Origin of the sequence: Roseovarius sp. SK2 (assembly GCF_028807495.1) — a bacterium.
In the GTDB taxonomy this organism is placed as follows: Bacteria; Pseudomonadota; Alphaproteobacteria; order Rhodobacterales; family Rhodobacteraceae; genus Roseovarius; species Roseovarius confluentis.
In genome coordinates this window covers 200,689-212,546 of sequence record NZ_JARAMK010000007.1, presented here as the reverse complement: position 1 = coordinate 212,546, position 11,858 = coordinate 200,689, and the positions used below count along the sequence as shown (strand labels likewise).

Below are 11,858 nucleotides of genomic sequence, written 5' to 3'. Positions count from 1 at the left end.
GCGCCGTGAACAACGCTACGCTGCGTCAACCAAAGACCCGGAGCCCCCGATGCAAGACCCCGACAGCTTCCTGCGCCGCCTGTTCGACCGTGCCGTGGAAGTGGCCGACCCGATGCAAAGCCTCGCCGCGCACCTTCCACCCCGCCCCGAGGGGCGCCTCGTGGTGATCGGCGCCGGCAAGGCCAGCGCCCGCATGGCCGAGGCGGTCGAGGCCGCCTATGGTCCCTGCGAGGGGCTGGTGATCACCCGCTACGGCTATGCCCGTCCCTGCGAAGGTATCGAGATTGTCGAGGCCGCGCATCCCGTCCCGGATCAGGCCGGGGTCGACGCCACCCGCCGGATGCTGGCCCTGCTGGAAACCTGCGGCGAAGGCGACACCGTTCTGGCCCTCATCTCCGGCGGCGGCTCCGCGCTCCTCTGCGCGCCCGCCGAGGGGATCACGCTCAACGAGAAACAGGCGCTGACCGACGCGCTGCTGGCCTCCGGCGCGCCCATCGGCGCCATCAACGGCATCCGCAAGCAGATCTCGGCGGTCAAGGGCGGCAAGCTCGCCGCCGCCGCCCACCCCGCCAAAATGGTCGCGCTTCTGATCTCCGACGTGCCCGGCGACAACCCGAGCGACATCGCCAGCGGCCCAACCGTCGGCGACACCGGCACCCCGGCTCGCGCCTTGGAAGCCTTGGACCGCTGGAACGTCACGCCGTCGCCCTCCATTACCGACTACCTGAGCGCGGGCGGAAATCCCCTGCCCCCCGACGATCCGCGCCTGTCGACCGTGGAAAACGTGATTTACGCCGCGCCCTCGCAATCGCTCGCCGCCGCCGCCGAGATGGCGGAAGCGGAAGGGATCGAAGTGCAAATCCTCGGCGACGCAATCGAAGGCGAGGCCCGCGACGTCGCCGCCGAACATGCCGACCTCGCGCGTAAGGCACAGGGCGACAAACCCGTCCTCCTGCTCTCGGGCGGCGAACTTACCGTCACCCGACGCGGCAACGGCATCGGCGGGCCTAACGCGGAATATTGTCTCGCTCTCGCCGTCGCCCTCGATGGCGCGCCCGGCATCCACGCGCTGGCCTGCGACACCGACGGCGTCGACGGCGCGGCAGAGGTCGCCGGTGCGGTCGTCTCACCCGACACACTCTCCAAGGCCCCCGACGCCGCCGACGCGCTCGCCATCAACGACGCGCACGGCTACTTCGGGCGCATCGGCGATCAGGTCGTGACCGGCCCCACGCTCACCAACGTCAACGACTTCCGCGCGATTCTCGTCTTGCCAAAACCGTGACGCTGCCGCCCGACCTCTCGGCGCAAATGACCGAATGGCGCCATGCCTTTCACCGGATGCCGGAACTGGGCTTCGACCTGCCCCGCACCAGTGCCCGCGTCGCCGACCTGCTGCGCGGCTTCGGGCTGGAGGTTCACTCCGGCATCGGCCAGTCCGGCGTCGTCGGCATCCTTCAGAAAGGCAACGGCACCCGCACCATCGCCATCCGCGCCGACATGGACGCGCTGCCGATCACCGAGCAGACCGACGTCGCTTACCGTTCCGAGGTTCCCGGCCAGATGCACGCCTGCGGCCATGACGGCCACACCACAATGGCCCTTGGCGCGGCAAAGGCGCTGGCCGAAGCCGACGACCTCTCGGGGCGCATCGTCTTCCTCTTCCAGCCGAACGAAGAACACGGTCAAGGTGCCGCTGCCATGATCGCCGAAGGTGTTTTCGACCGCTTTGACGTCGAGGCCGTCTACGGCATGCACAACATCCCTGGCATGCCCGTGGGCCAGTTCGCCACCCGCACGGGCCCGATCACCGCCAGCGAAGCGCTTTTCGAGATCATCATCGAGGCGCGCGGCGGCCACGCTGCCCTGCCCCACATGGGCGCCGATGCCATCACCATCGGTGCCGAGCTCGTCGGCGCGCTGCAAACCATCGTCTCGCGCAAGCTCGACCCAGCACAGAACGGTGTCGTATCGGTCACCGGCTTCGAAACCGACGGCAAGCGGAACGTCCTGCCCGGACGCGCCACCCTCACCGGCGACGCCCGGGCGCTCACGCCCGAGGTCAACGCCCAAATCGAGGCCGCCATGCGCCGAATCGTGGCCGGCATCTGCACCGCCCATGACGTCACCGGCCATGTGACCTACGACACGATCTTCCGCCCCACGATCAACGCGCCCGAACCCGTCACCACGGCCACCGCCGCCGCGCAGGCCATCGGCGCACCGATGGATGCGGCCTGCCCGCCGAAACTCTTCTCCGAGGATTTTGCCGAAATGGCCGCAACACGCCCGGGATGTTTCGTGCTGATGGGCAACGGCACCGAAGGGCCGCACGCACGCCCCCTGCATTCGGCGGACTATGACTTCAACGATGACGCGCTGGCCCACGGCGCAGCTTTCTGGGTTGCCGTTGCACGGGCCGAACTGGCCGGCTGACCTACTCTGCCGCTTCTTCCGCTTCGGGTCTGCGCTCGAACGCGGTGCGGCCGACGCTGTCATAGGCGATGAACCCGGCGCGTTTCGCGTCCTTGACCGAGTAGATGTTGCGCAGATCGGCCATCCGGGCGACGTTCATCCGCCGCGCGATCCGCTTCAGGTCCAGCGCCCGGAACTCGTTCCATTCCGTCAGGATCACCACCAGGTCTGCATTGCCCACCGCCTTGTAAGGGTTCTCGGACCATTGCACGCCCGGTAGCCGTTCATGCCCTTCCCGCTCGCCCTGCGGGTCGCAGATGCGCACCTTGGCCCCCCCGCCCACCAACGCCGGCACGATGGTCAGCGACGGCGCCTCGCGCATGTCATCCGTGTTGGGTTTGAATGTCGCCCCCAGCACCGCGATGATCTTGCCGTTGAAGCTGCCCTCGCAGAGGTCCAGAAGCTTGTCGATCATCCGCCGCTTCATCTCTTCGTTTACGGAAATCACCGCCTCGGTGATGTGCAGCGGCACGCCATATTCCTGCCCGGTCCGGGCCAATGCCCGCGTGTCCTTGGGAAAGCAGCTGCCGCCATAGCCCGGCCCGGCATGCAGGAACTTGTTGCCGATCCGCCCATCCAGGCCCATGCCCCGGCTGACCTGCTTCACGTCTGCGCCGGTGCGCTCGCACAGCGCGGCGATCTCGTTGATGAAAGTGATCTTGGTCGCCAGAAAGGCGTTCGCCGCGTACTTTATCATCTCCGCGCTTTCCAGATCCGTGATCAGGATCGGGAACTCGCGCAGGTAAAGCGGGCGATAAATATCCTCCATCACCTCCGCCGCGCGCTGCGACTGCACGCCCACGACCACGCGGTCGGGCTTCATGAAATCCTCGATCGCCGCACCCTCACGCAGGAATTCAGGGTTCGAGGCGACGTCGAACTCCAGATCCGGATTCGCCTTGCGCACCGCCTGTTTCACCTGCCGGTTCGTGCCCACGGGCACCGTCGACTTGGTGACGATCACGATATAGTCGTTGGCCAGCTTCGCCACTTCCTGCGCTGCGGCCATCACGTAGGTCAGATCGGCATGCCCGTCGCCGCGCCGCGTGGGCGTGCCCACCGCGATGAATACGGCCTCCGCACCGTCCAGCGCCTGTGGCAGGTCCTGCGTGAACGTCAGCCGCCCGGCCTCGACGTTCTTCTGCATCAGAACGTCCAGCCCCGGCTCGTAGATCGGCACCTCGCCATGGTTCAGCTTCTCGACCTTGGCGGCGTCCTTGTCGACGCACACGACGTCATGCCCGAAATCCGAGAAGCACACCCCGGACACAAGCCCGACATAGCCGGTTCCAATCATCGCAATCTTCATCGGGTTTCGCCCCTGATCTGCCTGTCGCCCCCGCCCTTCTTATGCGGTCGCGGTTCGCCGTCCGTCAACGCGCATCTGCGACGGGCCGGCGGGGCTATGCGTTCTATGCCACAAATGGCTCATGCCCGCGCGCACCATTGGACAGGGCGCAGCCGCGCTTGTATGAGAATGGTCACAAAAACGTCACGGGGCTAAAGGTGCGGGTGCATGGCTGACAAACTGTTCGGAACCGACGGTGTCCGCGGAGAGGCCAATACTTGGCCCATGACCGCCGAACTGGCGCTGAAGCTGGGCGCGGCCGCCGGCCGTCACTTCCGCCGCGACAACCAGGAACACCGCGTGGTGATCGGCAAGGACACGCGCCTGTCGGGCTATATGATCGAATACGCCCTGACCGCCGGATTTGCCTCGACCGGCATGGATGTCTTCCTGCTCGGCCCTGTGCCGACACCCGCCGTGGGGTACCTGACCCACTCGCTTCGGGCTGACGTGGGCGTGATGATCTCGGCCAGCCACAACCCGGCCAGCGACAACGGGATCAAGCTTTTCGGCCCCGATGGCTTCAAACTGTCGGATGAGTCCGAAGCCGGGATCGAGAAACTGCTGCAGGACGGCGCACGACTTGCCAAGCCGGAAAACATCGGCCGCGCCAAGCGGTTCGAGGACGCCCGTGGCCGCTATGTCGAGTATGCCAAGACCACCTTCCCCTATCGCGGACGGCTCGAAGGGCTGCGGATCGTGGTCGATTGCGCCAACGGCGCGGCTTACAAGACCGCCCCCGCCGTGCTGTGGGAACTGGGCGCCGACGTGATCTCTCTCGGGGTCGAGCCCGACGGCACCAACATCAATTTCGAATGTGGCTCCACCCACCCCGAAGCCGCTGCGCGCAAGGTTCTGGAAACCCGCGCCGATCTCGGCATCTGCCTCGACGGCGACGCCGACCGCGTCGTGCTGATCGACGAAACCGGGCATATCGCCGACGGGGACCAGATCATGGCCCTCATCGCCACCCGCTGGGCCGCCGAAGGCCGGCTGAAGGGCGATGCGCTGGTCGCCACCGTCATGTCCAATCTTGGGCTGGAACGGCACCTTGAATCCAAGGGCATCGGGCTCAAGCGCACCAAGGTCGGCGACCGCTACGTGGTCGAAGAGATGCGCGCCAGCGGCCACAACCTGGGCGGCGAACAGTCCGGCCATATCGTCATGACGGATTACGCCACCACCGGCGACGGGCTGATCGGCGCGCTTCAGTTCCTCGCCTCAATGGTGGAAACCGGCCAAAAGGCCAGCGAACTGGCGCGTGTCTTCACCCCCATCCCGCAAAAGCTGATCAATGTCCGCTACCAGTCCGGCCAGACCCCGCTCGAGGCCGACGCGGTGCAACAGGCCATCGCCGACGGCGAGAAGAAGCTGGGCAGCGACGGCCGCCTTCTGATCCGCAAGTCCGGCACCGAACCCCTGATCCGCGTCATGGGCGAGGCCGTCGATCCCGCCCTTTTGGACACCGTCCTGGAGGATGTCGTGGGTGCGGTGAAACAGGCGACGGTCTGAACGCATCGCGCGGAACAAAGGCGCTGCAAAGCAGCGCCGCCGCGCGATCGCCAGACCGCCCGGACGGGCTGGCGATTGGCGGAGGTGGGCGCGCCAGTGCGAGGTTTCGCGGATCTGGCAGCGATAAAGTTCCTTGAATATCTGTCAGATCGCCATCCCGCGGTCCGGCGATCGCGCGGCCAGCCTCACCCCAACCGCCGCTGCGTCGTCGCCACTTTGTCGACCACGCCCTCCTCGATGACCACGCCAAAGAGCCGCTCCGCCTCCTCGACGCTGTACCGCCCCAGCCGCACATCCGCGGCCACCAGCGCCGGCTCCCGCTGCATCGGGTCCCCGTACCCGCCACCGCCCGGCGTTTTCACCCGCACCCGGTCGCCGGGCTCAAGCGGAATGTCCTGCTCCTTCGAAAAATGCACCGGCGTATAGGGCACGTCGCCCCGCCACACCGTCACCTCGTTCGGCGCACCGTCGCCGCCGCCCATCGCGCCCTGAGGCCCGAACCGCCCGTGATCCATGACAAAGCTCGCCTTGGCCTGACCGCGCCGCAGTTCCACCTCGTAATCAAGGCCGAACCCGCCACGCATTCGGCCCGCCCCGCCTGACCCTTCGCGCAGCGCATAGCGGTGGTAGAGCACCGGAAAGGCCTGCTCCATGATCTCCACCGGCGGCGCCTTGGAAATCCCGATGGTCGAACAGCCATTGGTGATCCCGTCACCATCGTCCCAGCCGCCATAACCGCCGCCGGACAGCTGATACATCACGAAATCCCGCCCTTTCGCCGGGTCATGCCCGCCCAGCGCGAAGTTTCCGCTTGTTCCCGCCGGCGCCGCCGTCACCCGCTCGGGCAGCGCCTGAACCAATGCGCCGAACACCGCCTCCGCGATCCGCTGGCTCACTTCTGCGGCGCATCCCGACACCGGGCGCGGATACTGCGCATCCAGGAACGTGCCCTCGATCCCCGTCACTTCCAGCGGCTCGAACGCCCCCGCGCTGATCGGCACGTCGGGAAAGATATGCCGCATCGCCAGGTAGACCGAGCTCAGGGTCGTTGCTCGGACCGAATTCATCGGCCCCAGGCACGGCGGCGCCGACCCGGTGAAATCGAACACCAGCCGCTCGGCCTCGCGCGTGACGGTCAGCCTTATCGCCAGCGGCTCATCCACAACGCCATCGCTGTCGATCCACGCAACGGCCTCGTACGCCCCCGCCGGAATCTCCCCGATGAACCGCCGCATCTGCTGCGCCGCGCGGTCCCGCAACTCGTCAATCGCCGCCTCGACCACCTCATCGCCATAGCGATCCATCAGCGCGCCCAGCCGCTCGGCCCCCAGATCCAAAGCCGCGGCCTGCGCCCGCACATCGCCGATCCGCTGATCGGCCACGCGGATATTGGAACAGATGATGCTGTAGATCTCCGCATCCATCTGCCCCCGCTTGAACAGCTTCACCGGCGGCAGGCGCAGCCCTTCCTGCTCCACCGCCGTGGCACTGGCGGAAAAGCCTCCGGGCACCGCACCGCCGGTGTCAGGCCAATGCCCCGTATTCGACAGCCAGCAGAACAGGCGATCCCCGCGATAGAAAGGCCGCGCAAAGCGCACGTCCATCAAATGCGTGCCCCCCAGATAGGGATCGTTGACGATATAGATATCCCCCGGCTCCGGCGCGCCCACGCGCCCATCCCCGATCATATCGATCAGCGTGGCCGTGGAATATTGCATCGTGCCGACGAACACCGGCAGGCCACCCGCCCCCTGCGCGATCAACGCCCCATCGGCAGCGGCGTATATCCCGTCCGAACGGTCATTCGCCTCGGCGATCACCGGCGAAAACGCGGCCCGTGAAAACGCCAGGTCCATCTCGTCGCAGACCTGCTGCAACCCGGCCTGGATAACCGACAGCGTGATCGGATCCATCGTCATGGCGCCTCTCCCACGGAGATCAGGATATTGCCATGCGCGTCTCCCGCCGCCACGCAGCCCGGCTCTATCAGCACGGTCGTGTCCATCTGCGCCACGATGCCCGGCCCCTGCAGCCGGAATTCCAAAGGCAGGTGATCGCGCCAATAGATCGGCGTCTCGTGCCAGTCGTCCTCGAACCGCACGCGCCGCGATCCCTGCCGGGCTTCTTCCAGCGTCGCCTTCCGCCCCGCCGGATCGACAAGCACCGACAAATCCAGCGGCGCCCGCTCTCCGATGACAGAGCAATTCGCGTTCACCACATGCGCCCGGATTTCGGGCAGTCGCACCTTGAAGCGCGCAAAATAGACATCCTCGAACAACGACTGAAGCTCCTCCGGCATCACGTCCGGCCGCTCCAGCGGCACGCGCAACAGGTGCGTCTGCCCGGCAAACTGCATGTCCACGCTATAGACATGCCGCACCCCGGTCATCGCCACGCGCTCGCGGTCCAGCATCGCCTTGCCCGCCGCCGCCTGCCCGGCGAAGACCGCCGCCAACTCGCCCGCCTCCAGCGCATGCACGGGCCGGTTCACCGTCTGCACGAAGTCATGCCGCAGGTCGGCCACCACGCAGCCCAGCGCGTTGGTGATCCCCGGCCGGGCCGGCACCAGCACACGCGGCACGCCCAACTCCCGCGCCAGCGCGCAAGCATGAAGCGGCCCCGCCCCGCCAAAGGCAAACAGGGCAAAATCCCGCGGATCGGCCCCCAGCGACAGCGACACCATGCGAATGGCCCCCGCCATCTTGGTATTCGCCATCCGGATCACCGCCAGCGCCGCCTCGGTCACGTCCAGACCCAGCGGCTCGGCCAGGTCCCGAGCAAAAGCCTGCGCCACGTCGCCTGCCGCGACCGCGCCGGACTTGGCCAGCCTGGCCGCATCCAGCCGCCCCAGGATCAGGTTCGCGTCCGAGATCGTCGGCCGTGTCCCGCCCCGCCCGTAGCAGATTGGCCCCGGGTCGGCCCCGGCACTCTCCGGCCCCACATCCAGCAATCCAGCGGAGTTCACCTTCGCGATGGACCCGCCCCCGGCCCCTACCGTGCGCACATCCACCATCGGCACGTGGATCGGCATCGCGTACTCGATCTCGATCTCGTTCGACACCGGCGGCTCCGCCCCCCGGATCAGCGCCACGTCGGTCGAGGTGCCGCCCATGTCATAGGTGATCAGGTTCACCAACCCGGCCTGCCGACCCGTATAAGCCGCCGCCATCACGCCCGAGGCCGGCCCCGACATCACCGTCTTCGCCGCCTCCCGCGCCACCAGCCGCGCCGACACCATTCCGCCATTCCCGTTCATCACCAGAACGTCGCGGTCGTATCCGCCCTCCGACAGGCTGTCGGTCAAACGCTTCAGGTAGCGGTCGAGGATCGGCTGCACGCTGGCATTCACCGCCGCCGTCACGCCGCGTTCGTATTCCCGGCTTTCCTGCAAGATCGCATGGCCCAGGGTGATGTGCCCGTTGGGCCAAACCTCGGCGATGATCTCCCCGGCGCGAAGCTCATGCGCCGGGTTGGCATAGGCATGCAGGAAATGCACCACCACCGCCTCGCACCCTTCGGCCAGCAAACGCTCCGCCGCCGTCCGCACCGCATCCTCGTCCAGCGGCACGACGACGTCTCCAGCGGCATCCACCCGCTCGGGCACCTCGATCCTCAGGTCGCGCGGTATGATCGGCGTGAACTGCCCCGTCATGCCATAGGCTTGCGGCCGTGTCCGCCGCCCCAGTTCCAGCACGTCACGAAAGCCTTGCGTGGTGATCAGCCCGGTCCGGCTCAGCTTGCGTTCCAGCACCACGTTCGTCGTCGTGGTGGTGCCATGCACGATCAGGTCGATCGCCGCCAGCTCGGCCTCGGCCGCCGCCAGGGCATCCATCACGCCGAAGGCCTGGTTCTCGACCGTGGTCGGCACCTTGGCCAACCGCACCTTGCCGCTGGCAGGATCAAGCTGCACAAGGTCGGTGAACGTCCCGCCCACGTCGATCCCCACGATCGTGCCATTCTGCCGGTTTGTCATCGTCGTCCCTTGCCTGCACCCAAAGCGACCGTCCGCGAGGGGTCGGTAAAAGTCAATCTCGGGGAGAGACCCCGCATCTTTCCCCAAACAAATCGTCACACTCTGTAAATAACCTGTGCTAATGAAAATTCCGGCAGAGGCGGCAACAGCCTCGTCATGAAAAGAGGACACTGATATGCTAAGCGAATTCAAAGACTTCATCGCCCGCGGCAATGTCATGGATATGGCCGTCGGCATCATCATCGGCGCGGCCTTCACCGCCATCGTCTCGTCCATGGTCGCCGACCTCATCAATCCGATCATCGGGCTCGTGACCGGCGGGCTGGACTTCACCAACAACTACACCGTCCTTTCCGGCGACGTGGCCGAAGGCGCCTCGCTGGAAGCCGCGCGCGAGGCCGGTGCCGCCGTCTTCGCCTGGGGCGCGTTCGTCATGGCCGTGATCAACTTCCTGATCATCGCCTTCGTCGTGTTCATGCTGGTGCGCTACGTGAACAAGGTGAAGGACGCCGCCTTCAAGAAAAAGGAAGAAGCCCCCGAAGAGGCCCCCGGCCCCAACGAGATCGACCTGCTCGTGGAAATCCGCGACGCGCTGAAGGCCCGCTAAGGCCACACCACCGCAACACAGCGTCTGGCGGGCTCTTGTAAAAGGGCTCGCCTGTCGCAGCTCGGCACCCTGCCGCTCGCTGCGCGAATCCCTCTGGTCATCGCACCGAACAGGCCTATGCTCCGCCGCAGAGTATCTCGTTCCAGGTTGCGGAAATGTACGACATCATCGGGGCCAACGCCCCTGTCATCGCGCTTGTCATCCTCGCGCTTCTCTTCGTCGCCTTCACGCTTGAAAAATACCCGCCCGAAGTGACCGCCGCCGGCGCCGCCGCGCTCTTCATCATCCTCGGCCTCGTGCCCACGGACGAGGTGATGGACGTCTTTTCCAGCTCCGCGCCCATCACCATTGCCGCGATGTTCGTGGTCTCCGGCGCTCTGGTGCGCACCGGCGTGCTGGATGCCATCGCCGGGCTTGTGATCGGTCGGGCCAAGGACCGTCCACTTCTGGCCATCGGCATCTTCATCTTTGCCACCATCGCCGCCTCGGCCTTCATCAACAACACGCCGGTCGTGCTGGTGCTGATCCCCGTGGTCATGCGCCTGGCAGGCAGTCTCAACATCGCCGCCACGCGCCTGCTTATCCCGCTCTCCTATGCCGCCGTACTTGGCGGCACCTGCACGCTCATCGGCACCTCGACCAACCTTCTGGTCGACGGCGTCGCGCGAGAGGCCGGGCTGGAGCCGTTCTCGATCTTCGAAATCGCCCCGGTCGGCATTGTCGTCGCCATCGTCGGCGGTGCGGCGATGGTGCTGCTAGGCCGCTTCCTGCTCCCCGACCGCCGATCAAAGGACGAGGCAGAGACCTCCGAGACCGCCTTTCTGTCCGAGATCACGGTGCTGGCCGACTCCCCCATGATCGGGATGCCCCTGTCCGAGATCGCCGATTTCCAGCGCAACAGCATCCGCGTCACCGGCCTGCGCCGGGGCAGCCAGATCGTGCGCAGGGACCTGTCCGATCAGGTCATCGCCCGTGGCGATGCCGTCATCCTGCTCGCCCCCACCTCCGAGATCCTGACCTTTTCGGAAACGCCCGGCCTTCGCGTCGGCCTGCGCCGCTCGGTCGAACTTGACCCCGAGGCCGAAATCCGCGTGGCCGAGGCCATCGTCACCCCCTCGCGCCGCAGCACCGGGGTCCGCATCGCCGACCTCGCGCTAGGACGCCGGGCGGGAATGCGCGTGCTGGGCGCGTTCCGTGCCGGGCACATCGCCGGCGCCGATCTGTCCGGCGTGCGCCTGCGTCCCGCCGACAAGCTGCTGCTCGAAGGCACCTCCGAAGGCTTCGAGGAGCTGCGCAAGTCCGGCGATGTCGTCTCGGTCAGCGAACCGGGCGGGCGCGCCTTCCGCCGCAAGCAGGCCCCGGTTGCGATCCTGGCGCTCCTGGGCATCGTCGGCCTCGCCGCGTTCGAGGTCATGCCCATCGGCATCCTCGCCCTCGTGGGCGTCGCCGCCATCCTCGTGCTGCGCTGCATCGACAGTGACGAGGCGTGGTCCTCCATCGACGGCTCGATCCTCGTGCTGATCTTCGCCATGCTGATCGTCGGCGCCGGGCTGGACCATACCGGCGCGGTGGAACTGCTCGTTGCCGCGCTCACGCCCTGGCTCGAGGGCATGCCACCCTTCCTGACCCTGCTGGCGATCTACGCGGTCGGCTCGATCCTGACCGAGGTGGTGACCAACAACGCCGTCGCCGTGATCTTCACACCCATCGTCGTGGCACTGGCCAGCCAGCTGGGAGTCGATCCCCGGGCCTTTGTCGTCGCCGTCATGTTCTCCGCCAGCGCCAGCTTCGCCACGCCCATCGGGTACCAGACCAACACGCTGGTCTACGGCGCGGGCAATTATCGATTCACCGATTTTCTCAAGGTCGGCGTGCCGATGAACATCATCGTCGGCCTGACGGCCAGTTTCGCGATCAGCATTTTCTTCCCACTCTGAAGCAGG

The 11,858-nt window shown here is 66.6% G+C and carries 8 protein-coding genes; 5 read left to right on the top strand and 3 right to left on the bottom strand.

What is annotated here, in order from left to right; genetic code table 11:
• Positions 1 to 49 precede the first annotated feature (49 nt).
• Both PVV74_RS14685 and PVV74_RS14680 read left to right on the top strand, forming a co-directional pair.
• Complete coding sequence (locus PVV74_RS14685) at positions 50 to 1,285, top strand: glycerate kinase type-2 family protein (RefSeq protein ID WP_274593720.1); 1,236 nt, start codon at positions 50 to 52, stop codon at positions 1,283 to 1,285.
• Positions 1,282 to 2,436, top strand: a complete 1,155-nt coding sequence (locus tag PVV74_RS14680; protein ID WP_338020426.1) for an amidohydrolase — start codon at positions 1,282 to 1,284, stop codon at positions 2,434 to 2,436. Before PVV74_RS14685 ends, PVV74_RS14680 begins: the two co-directional genes overlap by 4 nt.
• A 1-nt stretch (position 2,437) precedes the next feature.
• Here PVV74_RS14680 and PVV74_RS14675 read toward each other — a convergent pair whose 3' ends face one another.
• The gene (locus tag PVV74_RS14675) at positions 2,438 to 3,784 is read right to left on the bottom strand and encodes a UDP-glucose dehydrogenase family protein (protein WP_103763510.1); all 1,347 of its coding nucleotides are present in this window, start codon (positions 3,782 to 3,784) and stop codon (positions 2,438 to 2,440) included.
• A gap of 207 nt (positions 3,785 to 3,991) precedes the next feature.
• Here PVV74_RS14675 and glmM point away from each other — a divergent pair, with 207 nt between their 5' ends.
• Positions 3,992 to 5,335, top strand: a complete 1,344-nt coding sequence (gene glmM / locus PVV74_RS14670) for a phosphoglucosamine mutase (RefSeq protein WP_103763511.1) — start codon at positions 3,992 to 3,994, stop codon at positions 5,333 to 5,335.
• 185 nt (positions 5,336 to 5,520) lie between these two features.
• Here the strand turns inward: glmM and PVV74_RS14665 are convergent, their stop codons facing one another.
• Both PVV74_RS14665 and PVV74_RS14660 read right to left on the bottom strand, forming a co-directional pair.
• Entirely contained in the window at positions 5,521 to 7,254 is a 1,734-nt protein-coding gene (locus PVV74_RS14665; protein ID WP_274593719.1) for a hydantoinase B/oxoprolinase family protein, read from the bottom strand.
• The gene (locus PVV74_RS14660; protein ID WP_274593718.1) at positions 7,251 to 9,308 is read right to left on the bottom strand and encodes a hydantoinase/oxoprolinase family protein; all 2,058 of its coding nucleotides are present in this window, start codon (positions 9,306 to 9,308) and stop codon (positions 7,251 to 7,253) included. The genes PVV74_RS14665 and PVV74_RS14660 overlap by 4 nt, the downstream gene beginning before the upstream one ends.
• Before the next feature lie 175 nt (positions 9,309 to 9,483).
• Here PVV74_RS14660 and mscL point away from each other — a divergent pair, with 175 nt between their 5' ends.
• Together mscL and PVV74_RS14650 are read left to right on the top strand one after the other, a co-directional pair.
• On the top strand, positions 9,484 to 9,915 hold the full coding sequence (gene mscL, locus PVV74_RS14655; RefSeq protein WP_103763514.1) for a large conductance mechanosensitive channel protein MscL: 432 nt from the start codon (positions 9,484 to 9,486) through the stop codon (positions 9,913 to 9,915).
• A gap of 155 nt (positions 9,916 to 10,070) precedes the next feature.
• On the top strand, positions 10,071 to 11,852 hold the full coding sequence (locus PVV74_RS14650; protein ID WP_274593717.1) for an SLC13 family permease: 1,782 nt from the start codon (positions 10,071 to 10,073) through the stop codon (positions 11,850 to 11,852).
• The last annotated feature ends 6 nt before the right edge of the window (positions 11,853 to 11,858 follow it).

Bases quoted from the DNA above. Each gene is read 5' to 3' on its own strand.
- glmM (WP_103763511.1), top strand. From the start codon at position 3,992: ATGGCTGACAAACTGTTCGGAACCGACGGTGTCCGCGGAGAGGCCAAT.
- PVV74_RS14665 (WP_274593719.1), bottom strand. From the start codon at position 7,254: ATGACGATGGATCCGATCACGCTGTCGGTTATCCAGGCCGGGTTGCAG.
- PVV74_RS14675 (WP_103763510.1), bottom strand. From the start codon at position 3,784: ATGAAGATTGCGATGATTGGAACCGGCTATGTCGGGCTTGTGTCCGGG.
- PVV74_RS14660 (WP_274593718.1), bottom strand. From the start codon at position 9,308: ATGACAAACCGGCAGAATGGCACGATCGTGGGGATCGACGTGGGCGGG.
- PVV74_RS14685 (WP_274593720.1), top strand. From the start codon at position 50: ATGCAAGACCCCGACAGCTTCCTGCGCCGCCTGTTCGACCGTGCCGTG.
- PVV74_RS14650 (WP_274593717.1), top strand. From the start codon at position 10,071: ATGTACGACATCATCGGGGCCAACGCCCCTGTCATCGCGCTTGTCATC.
- mscL (WP_103763514.1), top strand. From the start codon at position 9,484: ATGCTAAGCGAATTCAAAGACTTCATCGCCCGCGGCAATGTCATGGAT.